Here is a 19,652-nt window from a genome sequence, read left to right on the forward strand (position 1 = left end):
CCTTCATCCTGTTCTTCGTGGCCGCCGGCGCGCCGTTTCCGTTCGGCTCGACCAATGATCTGTCGATCGCGTTCTGGTGCCTGTGTCTCGGGATCGCGGTGATCTTCGCGCCGACGCGCGATCTGCGCAGGCCGCATCTGTGGCTGCTGGCCGGCATCGCCGTCATCGTCGCCGCTTACGGCTTCGTGCTGCATGAGCAGCTCTCCGACCATCCTTGGGTGGCGCCGTTTCAGCCGATCTGGAAGCAGGCCTCGGACCTGCTCGGCGTGCCGATCGCCCCGTCGGCATCGATCGTCAAGAACGAGGCGTTCTTCGCCCTCGGCGCGCCGCTCGCCAACATCCTCGCCATCGTGCTCGGCATCACCGTCGGTGCCGATCGGATGCGCGCGCGACGACTGCTGTGGGTGATCGCGATCTCCGGCGCGGCCTACGCGCTGTACGGCGTCGCCTCGTTCCTGATCGAGCCGACCTTGATCCTGTGGCGGGACAAGACGGCCTATCTCGGCAGCGTCACCGGCACCTTCATCAATCGCAACACCGCGGCGGCCTATTTTGGCTCCTGCGCGGTGATTTGGATGCTGCTGATTCTGGAGGATGTCCGGCGGCGCTTGCCGGAGCGCAGGCTCATCTGGAAGCGCGTCTGGCGCTACGTTTCTGACATTCCTAGGCGCGAGATGCTGCCGAAGGTCTCGGCGTTGATGATCTGCTTGATCGCGATGTTTATGACCGGTTCGCGAGCGGGCGTTGGGCTCTCGCTCCTTGCCATGATCGTCGCCGTCACATTGTTTTTACGGAGAGATCTGCCGCGCCGCACGGGCATCTTGAGCTCTCTTGCGGCGAGTACGGCGGTGGCGCTAGGCATGATCTACTTGCTTGGCGGGCGGGTGAGCAATCGGTTTGATTTGCAGGGGCTCGCTGACGAGGGACGGGTGGAAGCCTGGAGATCCACCCTGAAGATCATCGGCAACAACCCGTGGTTCGGGACGGGGATGGGCACCTTCCGATGGGCCTTTCCGCCCTATCGGAGTCCTCATATTTCCATTTATGGCGTCTGGGACCGTGCGCATTCGACCCCACTCGAACTCACCTCCGAAGTTGGAATCCCGCTGACGCTCCTCGTCGGGCTCGCTTGGAGCGTCATGTTCGTCGTCTTGGCACGAGGGATTTTCACTCGGCGGAGAGACATCATCATTCCACTTGCGGCGGCTGCGACCGCCAGTCTGTCACTGCTGCATTCGTCACTGGACTTCACGCTGCAGATCCCCGGCTATTCGATCCCATTTTTTGCTCTGTTTGGCGTGGGTTTGGCGCAATCCTTCCGTAGCTGGCCGGCAAGAAGGGAAGAAAGCAGGTCGCCAATGATCGAGTTGGATCAACCCGGTACGAGGTTTCCCGATTGACCGAGCCTCTGCTCCAACAATCCAAAAACCTTCCGTGTTTGAAGCACTTAGGGCTTTAACGAAGATATCGGATTTGGTGGACAGCTAGCGGTTGTTTCGATAGGTTCACACGGTCAGTTTAACAATGGTTCGTTAACTATGTTTCGGAACGGCTCATTTCAGGGGGTGTCCATGAGCGTCTACAAATTCGCGCTTCGGAGGGTTCTTACCGCGCTATTTGCCATCACGGTTGTCACCGCAGCGAACGCAGCGATTTACCCGCCGAGCCGGCAGCTTGCAGCTCAGACCATCTCTGACTTCAAAGCCTCGCCTGCGAGCCTGCTGCAGCAGTTTGCTGCGGGCGGCGCACCGATGATCTCGCGAGTACGCGATCTCGGAGCCTCCGATCCGTCCACCGTGCCGGCTTTGATCGCTCTCCTAAAGGATCCCACGACGACGAAGGATCAGATGCGGGCGATTGTGGCTGGGCTCGCGCAGCTTGCACGCATGGCGGCACAGCAGGACCAGGCGTTCGCCAGCGAAATCCAGGCCGCGATCGCAGGGACGGGAAATCCGGACGTAATCGCTGCCTACCAGGCCGCAACCGGCGACGTCCAAATCGCGGCGACCGGCGGCGGTGGCGGCGGTGGCACGGGTGCAGGCGGGCCGACCAGTAACAGCGGCTTTGTGTCGGGCGGATTGAGTGGGACTGCTTCCCCGTTTGGCGGCCTGCATTACCCGAATACGACAACAAGCTATACCGGCTCGACCAGCACCTCGACCGTTGGCCAGTCAGTAAGTCCTTGATCGATGGCGCCTCGAGCTACCGTCTCTACCTCGCTGTAGACAACGGAGCTCTGCCGGCGATGTCTGAAAAGCAAAACAGCGCTCAATCGGCGCTGTTTTGTTTTGGTCGTTGAGCCCCGTTTCTTTTTCTCGTCTTGCGGCGATCCCGTGATCCACCGGGTTCATTTTGCAGGTGGTGGCATGTTAGAGCCAATTTGCGCTCGATGTCGCAGACCTAACGCCCTGGCTTACAGCAAGACTTTTGCCGACAGACGATCCGGAGTCGGCAAGGATTGGCTTTGGAATCTGACCCATGCTGCAGCTAAATAAGCCGTCTTCCGAGTTCAACCGTGCGATTGGTGACGCCGAGGATCCGTCGCCCCAGACGCTGAGCACACTGGTCGGAATGGTGAGGCGTCAGCTCCCGACCATACTGACGATTATCCTGAGCTGCCTGATCGTGGCGCTGCTCTATCTTTTCACGGCTGCTCCGCGGTACAGCTCCACCGCGTCGATAGTCATCGATACCCGCAAGGTGCAGCTATTTCAGTCGCAGTCGGCGTTCGGAGATGTCGCTGTCGACTCTGCTACGGTCGAGACACAGGTCGAGATCCTTAAGTCTGAAAATATCAGCCTCACCGTCATTCGCGATCTGCATCTGATTGACGATCCCGAGTTCGCCGGCGGCAATGGTGGGCTTCTTGGTGCAATCATCGGTTCGATATCTGGGCTCTTTTCCGGCAGCCATGTTGCATCGGAGTACGAGTTGACGCGTGGAGCGCTGCAGCGCTTTGCGAGCAACCGGACCGTGAAGCGCGTTGGTCTGTCCTACGTGATGGAGATCGGCTTCACTTCTCACGATCCGCAGAAGGCCGCGAGGATCGCCAATGCAATCGCGGATGCCTACATCGTCGACCAGCTGGAGGCAAAATATCAGGCAACGCGCCGTGCCAGCGTCTGGTTACAGGACCGCATCAGGGAGCTGCGCACCCAAGCCTCGACCGCTCAGAGGGCCGTTGTTGACTTCAAGACCGCCAACAACATTGTCGATACGGGCAAGGGCTTGATGAACCAGCAGCAGCTGACGGAGGTCAACACCCAGCTCATCTCTGCACATACGGCAACCGCCGAAGCCAAGGCGCGGCTCGATCGCATGAACGACATGCTGAAGCAAGAGATTCCGGACGCTTCCGTGGCCGACGCCCTGAGGAACGAGACCATTGTCAAGCTCAGGGGCCAGTATGTCGACATGGCTTCTAAGGAGGCAATCTGGTCCGCCAAGTATGGTTCGGATCACCTTGCCGCGGTCAATCTCCGCAAGCAAATGGCGGAGATTAAAAGGAACATCACAGACGAGCTCAAGCGCATCCAAGAATCCTACAAGAGCGACTACGATATCGCGCTCACCCGTGAGGATGCCATCAAATCCAGCCTCAACAGTCTCGTGTCGGAATCGCAGCTTACCAATCAAGCGCAGATTCAATTGCGCGAATTGGAAAGCAATGCTCAGTCGTACCAGGCTATGTACGACAATTTCCTGCAGCGCTACATGGAGAGCGTGCAGCAGCAATCATTCCCGATCACGGAGGCGCGCGTCATCAGCGCAGCAACGACCCCGCTGGTGAAGAGTTCGCCCAAAACGTTGATCGTTCTGGCTGCGGCACTGCTTGGAGGCTTGATCCTCAGTCTTGGCGCCGCGATCGCGCGCGAGCTTACGGATAAGGTGTTCCGGACCGCAGGCCAGGTGGAGGCTTCGCTCGGCGCGAATTGCATCGCTATTTTGCCCGCATTGGGCGATGAAGCTGGGCAGTCAACACTCTCTGGCAAATTCAGCAAAAAGGATTTGCAGCCGAATCTGTTGCGCTATGTTGTCGAAAATCCGCTATCCCGTTTCGCGGAGGCCGTGCGGTCCCTCAAAGTGGCCGTGGACCTGAACTCGATCGTGCGCGAGAATCGCGTGCTGGCGATCACGTCCACACTGCCGGACGAAGGCAAGAGCACGCTATCGACCAATTTGGCACAGTTGATGGCGCATGGGGGCTCGCGCGTGATTTTGGTCGACTCCGATCTGCGCAATCCCTCGCTGTCTCGCTCGCTCGTGCCGGACGCGAAGTGCGGTCTCGTAGACGTCGTGGCGCAAAAAGTGCGGCTAGAGGATGCCTTGATAGTAGATCCCGAAACGCGGCTTTCCGTTCTCCCCGCCGGCGTTACCTCAAAGCTTCTGCACACCAACGAGATCCTCGCTTCCAAGGCAATGCGCGACCTGGTTGCGCTGTTACGCTCGAAGTTTGACTATGTAGTGCTGGACATGCCGCCGATGGCGCCTGTGGTTGATGTGCGCGTCACTGCATCGTACGTCGATTCCTACGTATACGTTATTGAGTGGGCCAAGACGAACATTGACGTCATCATGCACAATCTACGCGGTGCACCCGTAATTCAAGAGAAGCTGCTCGGGGTTGTGCTGAACAAGGCGGATATCAATGTGCTCGCGCGGTACGAATCCCACTATGGCCGCTACGACAAGTACTACGGCCGTTATGGATACACGGATTAGGAGCAATTACGAAGCGAGGCTGGCGCGCGTGCCTCTGCTGTTGCTCGGTTTTGCCAGTATTCTTTGGTACTATCTTGCCCTGCCATCAATACGGTCTGCTGCGGCAGTCCGCGACGTAAGCGCGCGCATACTGTCGGATGATCGATTGAAGCCGGGTGCCATCAGCAAGATGGCAGCACAGGTTGCGGATCGGCCAAAGTTGAAGGTCGAGCAAAGCGAGTCCGTGCGCGGAGAAGCCCTTATTCTACTACGTGCGGCTGAGGAAGCCACAGGGAAAAAGCCCCCTGACGAGGTGGACCGGGAGGTGAAAACCGCCGAAGAGAAGATTGAGTTTTCGCTTTCCGTGAACCCAACAGATTCTTTTCTTTGGTTAATGCTTTACTCAACGGCGATTAGCCGCGACGGTCTTGATTCTCATAAGATCAGATATCTTGATCAGTCCTATATCATCGCGCCTTTCGAGGGCTGGATCGCGCTAAGGCGCAACAGAGTGGGGCTTGCGGTCTTTCCGATCTTGGCAGAGACAACCATGGATAAAGTTGTTTCCGAGTTCGCTGCATTGATTGACAGCAATTTTGTCGAAGAGGCCGTGACGAATTTCGAGAGCGTGAATTTGGCCGAGCGGGCACGTCTTCTAAGCTCTCTAGACCGGGTAAACAGGGTTTCGCTCGAAAGCTTCGCTAAAAAACTACGCCGCAATGGTCTGAAGGCGAGCGTGCCTGGCGTGGAGATCGATGCTCGGCCATGGCAATGATCGTGGAGATCCGTGGGTCCTGTTGCGGTCTTCGCCAACCGGGCGACCAATGACAGTTCAAGTCCTGCACGCGCCAGCCAAAATCGAGGCTGCACCGGCCCCACATTGTGAAGTCGGCCTCAGTAGGCCGAGGGTCGTCCGAACGTGACAACGATGGTCCGCAGCAGAATGAAGAGGTCGAGCGGTAAGCTCCAGTTGTTGATGTACCAGAGATCATGCTCCACCCGTTTCTCCATCAATTCGAGCGCGCTTGTCTCTCCACGGTAACCATTCACTTGCGCCCAACCTGTGATGCCCGGCTTCACGTGATGGCGAAAGGCGTATTGGCTGATGATCTGCTCGTACTCAAGATTGTGAGCGGCGGCGTGGGGGCGGGGGCCGACCAGCGACATATCTCCGAGCAATACGTTGAAGATCTGAGGTAGTTCGTCGATCGAGGTCTTGCGCAGCCATCTGCCGATGCTGGTCACTCGCGGGTCGCTCTTGCTCGCCTGCACGATCGTCGGGCCGTCCTCTTGAACGCGCATGGTACGAAATTTGAAGATCCGAAAGGCGCTTCCGTTGAAGCCGTTGCGCGTTTGGCGGAAGAGCACTGGCCCGCGCGAGCTCGCCTTGACCATGATAGCCGCGAGCAACATCACGGGGGCAAAGATGATCAGGGCAAACGAGGCGCCTACGAGATCAAGCGTGCGTTTGATGGCCCGCTCTTTCCAGCTCAAGGGCGCGCGTCTGAGCTCGGCGGTCCATGTGCTGCCTGCGCTGATCAGAGGTGAGCTCAAAAAGCGCGAGACGTTCGCATCAGGGACCAGATGTACAGGAACGGGTAGTATCTTTAGCGCGTCCAAGACGCGGTCGATTGCGTGCTGGTGACCCCAGCTCATCAGCAGGAATACGTGCTCGACCTGATTCTTCCGCGCGTAGACGATCAACTCGTCGATGCAAGGGCCCACCCGCGACATCAAAAGCGGTGAGGTCAGCAGGTTGGCACCAACCTCCAGCGTGCGCATCACACGGTAGTGTTGGCAGAGCTCCACCATTGCGGCGGACGAGTCCGGAAGACCCATCTCGGCAATGACGACGATTCGGCTGTTGGCAAACGCACCCTGGCGCAACGCATGCGTGATCCATCGTGACGCGATCATCTTCCAGACGAGCAACGTTGTAAGGCCGTTGACGTAAAACGATAGAATGGCGCCTCGCGAAAACTCATCGCTTACCTTCATCGTGAAGGCGATCGCAAACAGAGCTGCGAACACACCAGTCCAAGTCGTCGCGACTATTCGGCATTGCCGCCGCAGGTTTGTCATGCTGGTCAGACGATAGCCCTGCTGGATTGTGACCATGAGGCTGAAATGGATCGCAACCAATAAGCTCGCCGCGGCGTAGACATCGACCTTGCTGATCGCTGACCAGGAAAGAAGGTGGTATGTTACCGCGCAGAGTATCCCGCAGGTGACGATGAGAAGCCCGTCGGCTGCAGCCATGAGCCGCTCGATAATCTCCGGACGCAGCCAAGTTGGACTCGACCAGCTAGAAGCGGCTGCGGAGCGTTCCGAAATCTGAGTTTCTGCGCTGCTGTTCGCGATTGAGCCCGAAAACTTTGAGCGGAAGGAAGTAACTGACATTGCAATGAAATCCACAACTTAGGATAATATTCAGTATGCAATTGACACGCAATATAAGCAAAGTTGTAACTGAAACAACGATTTGCAAGATGTGACTCTACCATCGTCACCGTCGTGCCGCACGTTAAGAATAACTGACGCATTTTCCTGGGGATTTCTGTGGTTCGAACACGATCGCGGCGAAGGTCCGGGCACCGGCGCCGGTACCTGTGGATCGGGCTGGCCGCTTTCGCCGCGCTAGCTGTTTTCGGGGCACTTGTCCGAGCGCTGCAACCCGGACAATGGCCTGTCGCCGAGCGGCGCGAAGCGCTCCCGAAAACGGCGATGCTGCTCGACGGCTTGTTCGGAGGTCGATTCGCCGGCGAGATGATCGCAGACAAGGACGGATTGTTTCCTTCGAACGTGGTGCTCCGTGCCAAGCCGGACGATCCCGACTTTGTCGCGACGGTCGCGCGCGAGCACGCGATTGGGGTCACCACCGGCCAGAAGTTCCTGCTGGGTGCCTGGCGTGGCATTCCCGTCACCGCTTTCGCGGCAAGTCGGCTCGACACGTCTTCTGCTATCTTCACCTGGGAGAGCTCCGGCCCGCGAAACCCGGCCGATTTGGTCGGCAAGCGCATAGGCTACCGCAGGGGCAGCGAGGGCGAGGTGCTCTTCGATGTCCTGATGGCTCAACTTGGCCTTCCGCGCAGTCAGATCGTGAAAGTACCTTACCAAGACGGCTTCGACGCATTGCGCTCCGGCGCCGTGGACGCTGTCATTGCCGAGGTCGGTCAGGAGTTTACGCCGTCTGATCCTGATTTTGCGCGCCTGAAGATCATCAAACCTCAGGATTATGGAATTCACGCGCCCGGATTGGTCTATTTTGCCAGTTCAGCTTTGCTTCAGGATCGCCCATCTACCATGGGGCAGGTCCTTGAGGGCCTGATCAAGGGCTGGCAGCTCGTTTACGACGACTATTCACGTAGCGTACCCGCTCTAGTCGGCTTTGATCCGGCAGGGCTTAGCGCCGACCGCGTAAGGCTTGAACTCCAGCAGCAGCGAGTCCTGATCGTACCAGCGGCCGGCCGTATAGCCGAGTACGACGAAAGTCGCTGGAAAATGCTGCGCGACGCCCTCATCTTTGCGAAATTAGGGGAGGAGACCGTGCCGATTTCCCAGGCAGTTAGCTACCAGCTCCTGCGGGATGTCTACCGCCGATCGCCCAACCTTGCCGGCCCGGGGGCCTGGAGCGGGGTACGGGCGGTCAAATAAGTCACAGGTCCGATCTGTATCGCCCCAAACCCAAGTTCCAATAGCTGCATCAGTTGCTTGGCGCGCCATGAATTGATAGCGTCTCGCAAGTTTTTGGGGTGCCGGTCTTGTTGATCGCTGGTCCGGGTTGCCCGGCTAGAGATGGTGATTGACGCCAGACTACCTGAGGGGCAGGGAGCTTTTCCGAATGTTGAGGACCTTTGCGCGGTTAGGACTTTTGGCGTTGGCCGCATCCGGCTTCGCTGCCAGCAGCGCGAGCGCCATGCAAGTACCAACGAACCGGGCCTTGCTCATCGGTGAGAGCCAGACAGCGCCAATTACCTTTTGGGCCCAGCCCTATCCTTATCGGTACGTGCCTTCGCGCCATTGCCCTCTGGTTCGCGTTGAAACTCCGTATGGTTGGTACTGGGATCGCGTCTGCGCTACCCCCAGAGATCCCATTCTGCGCCGCGCCTATTGATCATAATCTAGATCACGAGTTGGGCGACCTAAGTGCTGGAGCAGCTTGACCCCATCCCGGACCTCGCGCCGTCCACGTCCGAGCGCGTTCACTATTAACAACATTAGAATGTGACAGGGCTCGTCCGCCGAGCAACATTGTGGCAGTGATTCTTCGACGATTCACATAGACAATTTATTTGCAAGGGACACTAAATGAACTTGTTTGGTTTTACGATTTAAAGAAGTGAGCTCGCCGGGTGCGAGCCTTCGCGCGTCTACCCGCCCGCACTTATCATCCCAAGCCTTGATGCCGCTCGATGGAGCGCTTCGGATATCCATTTGCAGAAATGGGTAATCACTCGGGCTGCATTTTCAACCTAGGTTCATTCCCCGATCTCTTATGGAAAACCCCATCATTCGCACGAACGTACTTGGCATTCCTGTAAGCCTCGTAAATTTGGTCCAAGCTGCCAGGCAAGTTTCAGCTTGGGCGCTCGACGGCAGTAAAGCTTACTCGGTGTTCGTGCGCGACGTCCCCAGTCTCATGTTGGCGCTGAGACAATCGGAGCTCAGCGATCTGCATCAAACCGCTGATCTTGTCGTCGCTGACGGGACGCCCCTGGTCTGGGTCGCGCAAATGAAGGGCCATGGAAACAAGATCGGTCGCGTGCCGGGTGCCGACCTCGTGGAGGAAGTCTGCAAGTTCTCATTGTCATCGGGGCAAAGTCACTTCTTCTATGGCGGAAAGCCCGGCGTCGCCCAAAGAATGGCTGATAACCTCACTCGGAGATATCCGGGGCTGAGGGTCGCGGGCATCAGTTCTCCTCCGATGCTGGATATTGGTCCGGATTTTGACCTGCTCAAGGCGTGCCGAGACGACATAGAAGAAATTCGCGCACGCAATCCGGACGTAATTTGGGTCGGCATCTCCAGTCCTAAACAGGAGTACTGGATCGCGAAAGCTGTGGCGACGCTAGACCGCGGAGTGTTTATCGGTGTCGGAGCCGCTTTCGACTTCCATTCTGGAGCGGTCAAAAGAGCTCCAGCCTGGATGAGGAATAACGGACTTGAGTGGCTGCACCGACTGATGAGCGACCCGCGTCGTCTCTGGCGAAGGTATCTTGTACTCGCGCCGATGTTTGTCGTTAAGGCCCTCGGAGAATTGCTTTTGGCGGGCAAGCAGAGAACTGGATAGCTTTTCACCAGATGGCATGGAAGAGCAGGCGTGTCGGCTGCCATCCGGGCCCTACTAGCGCGATGTCCGAGTTCGATACCAAGAGGCGTTGAAAATGAAGCTCTCTGCTGAAAAGAGATCGCACTCAGGCGAAGTTCGTGTCCTTGTCGCGACCCCTCTTGGACTCAACGGTCGCGGTGGTATTGATCGATTGAACGACGCGATCTTCGAGACACTCGGTACAACGTCGGATACGACAGTCGTTGCGGAGCGGCTGGTAACTCGCGGTCAACGCGGACTTTTCGCAGCCCAGTTCGTATTCTTCTTTGCGCTCATCAAACTCATCCTGCGCCGTGTCACCGGGAAGATAGATCTGTTGCACATTAATTTGTCGGACTGGGGAAGCAGCTATCGCAAGGCGACATTAGGCGCGGCTGCTCGCATGTTGGGAATTCCCTATGTTGTGCATCTGCACGGGGCAGTGTTTGATGAATTCTGGGGTGCCGCTCCCCGAAGATTAGCGACCGCAATCGACAATCTGTTTCGGCATAGCCGAAAGATAATCGTGCTGGGCAGTTATTGGGCGGAAACGGTCAAGAGCAGAGTACCTGACGCTGCGGACAGAATTGTCATTCTGCCTAATGCGACAAGGGCTGCATCGCATGTTCGAATGCCGCCGACGGACTCGCGCGTCCGAATAACTTCGTTGGGACAACTCGGCGAACGCAAGGGGACGCCTCAACTGATCGAGGCTCTTAGCCAGCTTTCCTCGAAGCCGGGCTGGGTTGCCACAATCGCGGGGGATGGAGGCGTCAACGAAGCGCGCTCTCGCATTGCTGAAATTGGCCTCAAAGACCGAGTCGCCGTGCCCGGCTGGCTCGGGCCGGACGACACCGCCGAATTGCTCTCAAGAACCGATGTCCTTGTTCTTCCGACGTTTGCAGAGAATCTGCCGATGGTCATCCTCGAGGCCTTTGCCCACGGAGTTCCAGTTATTTCAACTCCCGTTGGTGCCATCCCGGAAGTCGTTCAATCGGGAAGGAATGGCATTCTCGTTCCGGTCGGAGATGTTGAAGCGCTCGTTGCCGCGATCGACCAATTGATCGAAAGTCCAACGATGCGCGCCTCGTTCGGAGAGGCTGCACGAAGGGATCATTCAACAAAATATGAAATCACGACCTACGTAAGCACGCTCGCTGAGATCTGGGCGGATTTGGCAGCGACACCGAGATTCGATTCGCGTACCTCCATGGGATTGGGTGAAGTCCGTTCATGACCAGCGTCAGCGTGATCATTAAGGCGTACAATGAGGAAGCTCATATTGCAGCTGCAATCGAAAGCGCATTGGCAGGCTTGAACGGCTTGCAGGGGGAAGTGCTGCTCGTGGACAGCGCTTCAGTCGACAATACGGTCAAAATCGCATCGAAATATCCGATATCGATTCTTGAAATCAGGGACGTGAATGAGCGCCGCTGTGGGGCAGGCGCGCAGGCTGGTTACCTTTATGCGAAAGGCGAATTCCTCTATCTCATGGACGGAGACATGGTTCTCGATGCAACGTTCTTGCGGAAGGCGCTTGACTATCTCACTGCGCACAGCGACGTCGCCGGAGTGGGAGGACGCATCAGCGAGATGTCGACGAAGAACCTGGAGTTTCAGAACAGGGCCCAAAAACTTGCCCAGTTAAGTCCTTTGGGAGACGTCGATCGCTTGGCGGGAGGAGGACTTTATCGGCGAAAGGCCATCGACGAACTGGGCTATCTGACGGATCGGAATCTTCATGGGTATGAGGAGTTCGATCTAGGCGTTCGCCTTCGATTGCGGGGGTGGAAGCTTGTCCGGCTCGATGCGAATGCCGCCGAACACTACGGTCACTCGATGAGCACCTATCGGCTGCTTTGGCATCGAGTGAGAATGGGATATGTTTTCGCAACCGGCGAGCTTCTGCGCGCCTCATTTGACGGAAACTATCTCGTTCACGTGGCTAGAACACTTCGCGAGTTCCGTCTCTGGATCGCTGTGCTGACTTGCTGGCTCGTGTTTGGCGGGATGTTGCTATATTTTTCGAGCAAGCTGGTTGTGCTCGGTGCATTGGCCGTTCTTGGGTTCATCATAACCATCTTAACGATGCGCAAGCGGTCACTGTCCAACGGCATCTACATGCTGTTGGGCTGGCAAGTCTTCGCGCTAGGCATGCTTTTTGGTCTGCTCCGGAGGAGGGTTCCTCCGCGCCAACCGTTGCGGATCGAGGTTCTAAAATTCACCTGACGGGGCGCTCGGAGAATGTTTTGGGTCAACTTGAGAAAGGAGATCGGGGCGAATAATTCCTTGCGCGTGAAGATCTTCATTTTGATCTTCCGCTTGACCAGCTATTCTTTTCACTCTGATCGAACAAAGATTCTCTATCTCGCTATCAACCTCTTCTACAAGCTGACCTGCTTCCTGTTCAAGATTGACATCTTGGCGCGAACCGAGATCGGGTGGGGATTGCGGATATTCCACCCCTTTTGCATTTGCATTCACCCGGATGTAAAAATTGGTGCGCGGTGCATCCTTCGGCACGGCGTCACACTCGGCAATGCAGGCGAGGGCTCCAATACTGTGCCGTCCGTAGGAGACGATGTTGAATTCGGCTGCTACGCGACAGTCATTGGAGACGTGCGGATTCCCGACGGTACAAAGGTCCGGGCTCTCTCCCTCACGACGGCCACCAGACGATGATCGTGAGTTCCTCCCTCCGCCGACAATCCTGGTGCTCGCGTGGCGACCAACTTCGTCGATCAGCTTCGGAAAAGCCATCGTGAATATTGCCCGCCCGGTACCAAACTTCCGCCGCGCACTTCAGATCCACTACTCATTCAAGCTCACTAACCTGGTGCTGGGCTTCGCGTTTCAGATCTTGGTCGTCAAGACCTTGCGCCCGAACGACTACGCAACCTATGCGTTTTTCCTCGCATTGCTATTGACGATGGAGCGAGTTTTTTCGCTTGGCATCGATCGCACACTGCTGCGCTACGTTCCGGCGTATTCGGCCGACGGAAATTTCGAGAGCCTGAGAATCCTACTTCGGAAGGCAGCAATAGCGAGAGTGGCCTCAATATCCGTGGCGGTCTCACTAGTGTATTTGATGGCAGTATACGGGGGCGGAGGTGTGCTGCCGGACGAAAGTCCCCTTGCGCTGTATAGTTTTTGCATTTGGTACATTGGCTATGCTGTTATGACTGACCTTGAAATGCTTGCGCAAAGCTGGGTCCTGCACGCCACAACAGCAATCGCAGGAACACTCGATGTCCTCGCCCGAAGTGCATCAGTTCTTTGCTTGGTCGGCTTGGAATACAAGATCTCTGGTGTGACAATCATTGTTGTATCGGCCATGACCACATCTTTGGCGTCGGTCTTCGTATTGGCGAGAATGGTTTGGCTCAGATCGCGAATTTCCCGTCTCGTCATCGAGCGCGACAAAAAGCCTTCTCATCTCGCGGTGCAGGGCGCCCCCGTTTTCGCGCTTTCAGTCTATGCATCGAACCTTGGTTGGTTGATGACCAGCCCATCCGTCATAAGGATACTGGCAAAGGGGGGGCTCGATGTGGTCGCGTTCTCTGCTTTTTCGTTCGCGCAAGCTCTGTGTGTGTCGATCCAGCGGTCATTTCCCGGCCCGATGGTCCTGCCAAGCCTTGAGCCGATATTCGCAAGGTTCGCAACCTCTCCCAATCTCATGGCCGCGTTGGTGGCCATCATCTTCAAGTTCGAGTTGATATGCTTTGCGTCATTCTCAATCGTAACGGTTCTTGCTGGAGAGCAGCTCATCGCGATCATCTCGCGACCTGAGTACGGGCAGTACTATTATTTGTTTCCCGCGATCATGTTCGTTCTCTTGCTCCAGACGATCTACCGCGTCGGCGAACTTGTCGCGAGTCTTCAGCTCACGCATGTGGTGTTTCTTGTCCTCTGGCCGGTATCCATCTTGGGCACCGCCTCGCTCTATTTTACAGTCGAAAAATGGGGGATGGTCGCAATCCTGTTGATTCCTATTCTGGAAAGCATGGTGCGCATTGCGATCGTGATGCACTACAATCGCCATTCGGTTGGATGGCGGGCGATCGATCCGGTTCGTTCACTGCAGGTCTGTCTGTCTGCGAGCGTGGTGATTGTGATAGCTCTGTTGGTTCGTAGAGCATTTCCAGAGTTTCAAATGGCCTTGGCTGTGAGCAGTCTGTTTGTTTTTTTTGGCTCACTCCTTGGCGCTCGCCCGTTTCGCAAGGAAGAGTTGGAGTGCCTTGCGCTCGCCGTTCCGTCGTCCCCGCGAGTCCTGACCAGGTCAATAGCTCGTTTGGCGAGATGAAGATCGCCGCCGCTCTAGTCGACGCACAGATCAGCTGCGCGAACAAGAATCTCTCGGCGAGCCTATAGTGGCGGTCTGCTGCCTATCTTCCAAGCCGCAGCGCGTGGATTATGTCGGGATCGAACTCGTAGGGCGGGCTGGATGAGGCTATCCCGAAGCAGTCGCCTTGCAGCTGATGGATAGTTATCAAGCCCAGTTTGCTCGCGTCAGATATGTCGCGTACTGCTCGGATGAAATTGAAGGCGCTAACGGCCGATGCCTTGCCAGAGCACCCATTCTGATCATGATTCACGCCGAACTCTGTATTCATTATCTGCCTTCGGGATAGATGATGCTTGTCTGCCCACGCTGTCACTACGTTGAGTCGTTTCAATAGTAGTTCCGCATTGCCGAATTCCGTTGAATACTTATCGAAACTATAGCTGTGGGAGCCCTGATAAACGAAGCCGAGCACCAGCTTGAATTTTTCCAGCAGCGAGAGGCTTGGATCCTCGATGACGGTGTTTCGGAACGTCTCCTTGGCGCGTCTCATCGCTGGCTCGTCACCAGCCGGAAAGGGAAGTGCGCGTACATGGGAAAAGAAGCCAGGGAAGCCTTGGTGCGTGAACGTCGCGGATTCGTATGGGTGAATCGCAAAGCCCGTGTTGGCGTCAAATTGTTCGGGCCTCAGATTGACAACTCCGGCCGAGGGCTCGCCGCTGATCAGCCCGTCTAGCCCCGCGAATCCTGTGCCGGCGACGATCAAGGTGTGGCTCGGCAAAACGACGCGGATCTGCCTCCAATAATATTCGATCTGCTCATTCCATGCTCGTCGAATCCGGAAAGACTCGGGGGGAGGAGGTTCGTTGAAGAGCTCAACCGCGACTTCAGCGGCCGAAAAATGATCGCGCACTGCCTGCGCTAGTTTGCGGACAACATGGATCAAGCGTTGAAAGCGTGGGCCATCTGGCCCATCAATCAGATCAACGTCCGCAAAGCCGGGGACTGGATGAGTACCAACAGGAAACGGATGTACGTCGACTATTACCCGTAACCCGCTTCTTATCCTTCGTGAGATGCCGATTCGTATTTGCTCGACGAGTGCATCAAGCTGAGGCTCGGTCGCCGATGACATTAGCGCTCCGACGTCCACAACCATCCGCAGACAGTCGAAGCCCAGTGACTTCGCCAGCTCCAATCTAGAATCCGGCAATACTTGCGTGTCAGAGCCGCCATTTTCGAACGGACTAGCAGTGTAGACCGCTGATCCAGACGGGCCAATTGACTTTCCGTAGCCAAAAGGCTGAAAAACGTTCAAACAGACGAGAGTTTTTCCGCTGTCGGAAAAGGCCAACGTGTTGTTCTGCAGTCCTGCCGCTCCCAGCGTTCCGCAAATCCAGAGGTAGATACCAACTCCGACAACGGTGGTTGAGGGAAGCCGTTTCGAGGCATCGTTGGGCCATTTCCGAAGCCGTAAGCCGGGCTTGTACAACCAGTGGCGCAAGAATCTGCGACCATACGTGCTCAATAAGCGATTCCGAGCCGCTCGTAGTATTTGGGTGGTTCTGACGTGGCCTCCGAGTTCTACTTGTCCATGAAGCTTGATTGCTCGTGTTTCTTCAGTAGCAGCTACCATCACGAAATACGCGCCAAAGGTTGTGGTCGAGAGTGGGGTTCGATGGGATGATCGACTGTGCCGAGCAGCGGAGCTCCCACAATCAGCTCACGCGACGGGTGCGGCGCGTTTTCTTCAGCGGCTTATCCTGCCTAGGCCTGAACCTTGACAGGGCCCAGATTGCGCCTCCGATGGCGACCGTACTGAGGGGCGTTGCCTGCAGCATAGTTGTTCACTCGAACCAACATGGTGGCGGCCAAAGCCATTAGAAGAGGCCAGAGCGAGTTGGCGGCGAGGAAGCCACTTTCCACCACATTGAGCTGGATGGCATGGAACACCACACATATGGGGAAGGTGGCTTCCAGACTGGGGGCGTTCGACGCCAACAATAATCGTGTCCCCTGGAAGATCAGCCAGCATAGATAGAAAATAAGGACCACCAGCCCGACAAGCCCAAACGAAACTATGATGTCCAGGTAACCATTGTGGGTGCTCCCGAGATCCAGGCTTGTGATGGATGCGATGGTTGCCCCAATCGACAGAAAGCCGGAAAAGTAACCATAACCCATAAGCCAATGCTGGCCCATGAACGAGAGAACATAGTTCCAATAAAGGGTTCGCCCTGTAAGGTCTGGAGATTTTCCTAACGCCTCCAGGGCCAGTGCTACGGCGCTATCTGCAAAGGAAAAGAAGAGCGCGACGATCGCCGTGAAGAGCAAAAGCACGGCTAATCTTAAGTCCAGTGGTGTTTTAATAACCAACTGCATCAATATGCCAATCAGGATCAGATTGAGGGCCGTGACAAATCCGGTGCCCGACCCGGCGAACGTAAGGCATATCGTTGCGGCACCAATGGCCGCAGCGCGAAGGATTGGAGACTTTGTGACTAGTCGCCCGTAGAGGGCCAGCATGCCGAGGGTAAATCCGGCAACTGCTCCGAGGCTGTTCTTGTGCGAGAACACCCCGCGCCACCGCCCGGCATGAATGGGCTCAAGCGCGTCGGAGGCCTGATGTACGCCAGCTTCTGGAAACGCAGTGGCCCATATCATGCTTAGCAGCATCACAAGGATAAGTGCTCTTAGAACGAACCTTATCGTGTCCTTCAGCGTGTATGATGAGCCAAGAGCTAAGGCAAAGAGGATTGTCCCAAGAAGCGCGAACGAGCGCCTAATGGTCAGCTCCGCATCTGGGGCCCATAGAGCGGACGCGAACGCCATTGCCGGGAGCAGAAAGACCGGGCATGCGCGAACGACGGTGACGAAGGGTTGCGAGCTCCGTGCGAACAGCATTAACGACACGAGGTAGATCGTCGCCGTGATGATCTGCGACAGCATAGAGCCGTCGCTGAATTGTCTGGGAAGGCTGGGATCGACGCCCGCAATTTGTAGCGTAAATGCGCCCGTAAGAACGACGAAACCGCCCAAAAAGAAAACGGCGCGGCCGATCTCGTGAGCGTTCGCAAGCCTCAGCGAGAATGAGCCTCTGAACGGTCCGCTGGCACCGAAAAACAGTTCCTGCTTGTGCCGAGATTGCTGCAAGTATTGTAACTCCAAATTGCCTCGACCGACACATTGGCACCGAATGGTTCAAAACAGACGCTACCTGCCCGTTTGAGGCGCCTACCTAAGCAATGAGGGGTAAGGAGCGCGGACGTCGGGATGAGCAGGACATTATATCGAGAGACGGCATTGCCAACCGTGCTTATTGATAGCCCATTGGACCCCAATCGGCCACGGAAATCTGTGTACCCCGGGGCGTACCGGGGGCAACGATCGGGATACGCTTAACCTGCCAAAGTTTTCCCGAGGGGCGATCTAGGCAGCGAGGAATCCGTCTTGCGCAGCTGGAGCAACGATAGATCGACGGACTTGGTCAGCGAGAGCGCGGTCGACGATCGTTGATGTGCGGTTGGCCGGGCGTTCGTGGATGGCGGTTAGTCCGTGCTTCGGCATCCGTCGAGACGGAAGCCGCTTTTGCGTCGGTCCTCCGGCGTGGATATGCCGGCTAATGACTTGCCTCTGCTCTCCTGGCGAACGCAGGTCTTTCCGGAAGCTGGAGGCCTTCATAACGGCTGCCGGATTGTTCGGCGATCGCGCCGCACTCGCGCGCGAACCGCGGGGGCGGAGCGCTCAGGCTGCTGCGGTTCGAGAAGTTAGCGAACTCATTAAAATCCAAGTGCTTCCGAATGTCAGATCTTATGATGCGGTGAGCTATCAGTCCCGACGTTTCTAGCGCCGTTTTGTTTAGTGCAGATTCTCGGGGGGACGAGTATGACGACTACCTCAGCAGCGACCGTAGGCGTGAACGTCAGCGGCGCGGAGTATTCATGGATGCCCTTCGTAGGGGCTGGGGATCTCGATTATCTTGCGAGCCAAGGCGTCTCGCTCATTCGTTTGCCGATTAGCTGGGAGAGGATGCAGCCCACGTTGAACGGTCCCCTCGATCCCACCTACCTGTCAGGCCTGGAGACCGTTCTGAGCGAAGCTGCGGCTCGCGACATCAAGGTGATTATCGACCTTCATAACTATGGTAGATACAACCTTAACTATGCAGCAGATGCTGCTGCCAACTACGGGATTGTCGCTCCTAACGCTGCAGGTTCTTCGGTGATAGGATCGTCCGAGGTTCCGGTGTCGGCATTTGCCGATTTCTGGAGCTTGTTGGCTGGGCAATTGAGCGGACATGCCGGTCTGGCCGGATATGACATCATGAACGAGCCCTACAACATGGGGAACTCGACGATCTGGCCCGAAGCAGCCCAAGCGGCTGTCGATGCTATCCGGACAGCCGACATGAAAACGCCTATTTATGTCGAGGGTTACCAATGGGCGAGTGCTGAGAACTGGCTGGTCTACAACGCAAACCTCCACATCAGTGATCCCGCCAATAAGATCATCTACGAGGCACATCAGTATTTCGATGCCAACGGGAGTGGGCAATATGCGCAATCATACGCGCAGCAAGGGGCGACCTCGAGTTTAGGAGCAGAAGATCTTCAACCGTTTCTGGATTGGCTGGCAGCCAATAACTACCAGGGATTTGTGGGGGAGCTCGGCGTTCCCGGTAATGATTCAAACTGGACCGTACTCCTGAACAGTGCCCTCACTCAATTGCAGGCCGCCGGCGTGTCCAGCACTGTGTGGAACTACGTCTACGCCGACCCTTCTGGGAAAAATTCGTGGTGGCCGGTCGCAGATTCCATGAGCATCAATCCGAAGGAGGGATGGGGAGCGGCGACGATGGAAGCCATTTTCGCGCATTCGGCTCCGACAGTGGCCTCGTTCTCGCCGGACAGCGCGGTGGCCGGCGACGGTATCACCAATGTCAACCACGTCACGCTGACGGGAACGGCGGCCGTTGGCGCCACGGTCCAGGTGTTCGATGGGGCGAAGCAGATCGGGACTACGATCGCGAATGCGAGCGGCGACTGGAGTTTCGCCACCGGCAAGCTGGCCGATGGCAGCCATGCTTTCACGAGCAAAGCGGTGAACGCAGCGGGCAATGTCAGCGCGGCGTCCGCGGCTTTGACCGTGACCGTGGATACAGTGGCACCCTCGGCTCCAACGGTGGCTTCGTTCTCGCCGGACAGCGCAGTGGCGGGCGATGGCATCACCAATGTCAACCACGTCACGCTGACGGGTACAGCGGCGGCCGGCGCTACGGTCCAGGTGTTCGATGGGGCAAAGCATATCGGGACCGCGACCGCGAATGCGAACGGCGCCTGGAGTTTTGTCACCAGCGCGCTG

General features: G+C 56.8%; 14 protein-coding genes. 10 read left to right on the forward strand and 4 right to left on the reverse strand.

Translation table 11 applies throughout. The features are described 5' to 3' along the window. The first annotated feature begins 98 nt into the window (after positions 1-98). The 4 genes from SE91_RS05745 to SE91_RS05760 all read left to right on the forward strand — a co-directional run bounded on the left by SE91_RS05745 (position 99) and on the right by SE91_RS05760 (position 5,476). Positions 99-1,400 (forward strand): O-antigen ligase family protein, encoded by a 1,302-nt coding sequence (locus SE91_RS05745; RefSeq protein ID WP_245318345.1) that lies wholly within the window; start codon positions 99-101, stop codon positions 1,398-1,400. A gap of 171 nt (positions 1,401-1,571) precedes the next feature. Then, positions 1,572-2,186, forward strand: coding sequence for a hypothetical protein (locus SE91_RS05750; protein ID WP_061846887.1), 615 nt, complete (start codon positions 1,572-1,574; stop codon positions 2,184-2,186). Between the two features lie 292 nt (positions 2,187-2,478). Further along, complete coding sequence (locus SE91_RS05755) at positions 2,479-4,722, forward strand: polysaccharide biosynthesis tyrosine autokinase (RefSeq protein WP_061846888.1); 2,244 nt, start codon at positions 2,479-2,481, stop codon at positions 4,720-4,722. Between the two features lie 28 nt (positions 4,723-4,750). Next, positions 4,751-5,476 (forward strand): hypothetical protein, encoded by a 726-nt coding sequence (locus tag SE91_RS05760; protein WP_156489470.1) that lies wholly within the window; start codon positions 4,751-4,753, stop codon positions 5,474-5,476. Between the two features lie 119 nt (positions 5,477-5,595). On the opposite strand, the gene SE91_RS05765 is transcribed toward SE91_RS05760, so the two are convergent. Then, positions 5,596-6,960 (reverse strand): undecaprenyl-phosphate glucose phosphotransferase, encoded by a 1,365-nt coding sequence (locus tag SE91_RS05765; RefSeq protein WP_061846890.1) that lies wholly within the window; start codon positions 6,958-6,960, stop codon positions 5,596-5,598. A gap of 465 nt (positions 6,961-7,425) precedes the next feature. Here SE91_RS05765 and SE91_RS05770 point away from each other — a divergent pair, with 465 nt between their 5' ends. The 4 genes from SE91_RS05770 (at position 7,426) to SE91_RS05785 (ending at position 12,238) form a co-directional block, all read left to right on the forward strand. After that, positions 7,426-8,355 carry an ABC transporter substrate-binding protein gene (locus tag SE91_RS05770; RefSeq protein WP_082813672.1) on the forward strand — a complete coding sequence of 310 codons (930 nt, stop codon included), beginning with the start codon at positions 7,426-7,428 and terminating at the stop codon, positions 8,353-8,355. Between the two features lie 841 nt (positions 8,356-9,196). Further along, positions 9,197-9,991, forward strand: a complete 795-nt coding sequence (locus SE91_RS05775; protein ID WP_061846892.1) for a WecB/TagA/CpsF family glycosyltransferase — start codon at positions 9,197-9,199, stop codon at positions 9,989-9,991. Between the two features lie 94 nt (positions 9,992-10,085). Beyond that, positions 10,086-11,246, forward strand: coding sequence for a glycosyltransferase family 4 protein (locus SE91_RS05780; protein ID WP_082813673.1), 1,161 nt, complete (start codon positions 10,086-10,088; stop codon positions 11,244-11,246). Further along, positions 11,243-12,238 (forward strand): glycosyltransferase family 2 protein, encoded by a 996-nt coding sequence (locus tag SE91_RS05785; RefSeq protein ID WP_061846894.1) that lies wholly within the window; start codon positions 11,243-11,245, stop codon positions 12,236-12,238. Before SE91_RS05780 ends, SE91_RS05785 begins: the two co-directional genes overlap by 4 nt. Here the strand turns inward: SE91_RS05785 and SE91_RS37485 are convergent. Then, positions 12,224-12,769, reverse strand: a complete 546-nt coding sequence (locus SE91_RS37485) for a hypothetical protein (protein ID WP_245318346.1) — start codon at positions 12,767-12,769, stop codon at positions 12,224-12,226. The two genes, SE91_RS05785 and SE91_RS37485, sit on opposite strands and share 15 nt — an antisense overlap. 1 nt (position 12,770) lies before the next feature. On the opposite strand from SE91_RS37485, the gene SE91_RS05795 reads away from it, so the two are divergent. Beyond that, the gene (locus SE91_RS05795; protein ID WP_156489471.1) at positions 12,771-14,312 is read left to right on the forward strand and encodes a polysaccharide biosynthesis protein; all 1,542 of its coding nucleotides are present in this window, start codon (positions 12,771-12,773) and stop codon (positions 14,310-14,312) included. Positions 14,313-14,394: 82 nt separating this feature from the next. On the opposite strand, the gene SE91_RS35070 is transcribed toward SE91_RS05795, so the two are convergent. Both SE91_RS35070 and SE91_RS05805 read right to left on the reverse strand, forming a co-directional pair. Then, positions 14,395-15,645, reverse strand: coding sequence for a cellulase family glycosylhydrolase (locus SE91_RS35070; protein WP_197489427.1), 1,251 nt, complete (start codon positions 15,643-15,645; stop codon positions 14,395-14,397). A 413-nt stretch (positions 15,646-16,058) separates the two neighbouring features. After that, complete coding sequence (locus SE91_RS05805) at positions 16,059-17,444, reverse strand: O-antigen ligase family protein (protein WP_156489473.1); 1,386 nt, start codon at positions 17,442-17,444, stop codon at positions 16,059-16,061. Positions 17,445-18,176: 732 nt separating this feature from the next. On the opposite strand from SE91_RS05805, the gene SE91_RS36920 reads away from it, so the two are divergent. After that, the coding region (locus SE91_RS36920) for a cellulase family glycosylhydrolase (RefSeq protein ID WP_061846899.1) at positions 18,177-19,652 on the forward strand (1,476 nt) is incomplete at its 3' end.

It is taken from the genome of Bradyrhizobium sp. DOA1 (genome assembly GCF_001593325.1).
In the GTDB taxonomy this organism is placed as follows: Bacteria; Pseudomonadota; Alphaproteobacteria; order Rhizobiales; family Xanthobacteraceae; genus Bradyrhizobium.

Excerpts from the sequence above, each read along its gene's own strand:
- SE91_RS05750 (WP_061846887.1), top strand. The coding sequence starts at position 1,572 with ATGAGCGTCTACAAATTCGCGCTTCGGAGGGTTCTTACCGCGCTATTT.
- SE91_RS05755 (WP_061846888.1), top strand. The coding sequence starts at position 2,479 with ATGCTGCAGCTAAATAAGCCGTCTTCCGAGTTCAACCGTGCGATTGGT.
- SE91_RS05765 (WP_061846890.1), bottom strand. The coding sequence starts at position 6,960 with ATGGCTGCAGCCGACGGGCTTCTCATCGTCACCTGCGGGATACTCTGC.
- SE91_RS05770 (WP_082813672.1), top strand. The coding sequence starts at position 7,426 with ATGCTGCTCGACGGCTTGTTCGGAGGTCGATTCGCCGGCGAGATGATC.
- SE91_RS05775 (WP_061846892.1), top strand. The coding sequence starts at position 9,197 with ATGGAAAACCCCATCATTCGCACGAACGTACTTGGCATTCCTGTAAGC.
- SE91_RS05780 (WP_082813673.1), top strand. The coding sequence starts at position 10,086 with ATGAAGCTCTCTGCTGAAAAGAGATCGCACTCAGGCGAAGTTCGTGTC.
- SE91_RS05785 (WP_061846894.1), top strand. The coding sequence starts at position 11,243 with ATGACCAGCGTCAGCGTGATCATTAAGGCGTACAATGAGGAAGCTCAT.
- SE91_RS37485 (WP_245318346.1), bottom strand. The coding sequence starts at position 12,769 with ATGGCTTTTCCGAAGCTGATCGACGAAGTTGGTCGCCACGCGAGCACC.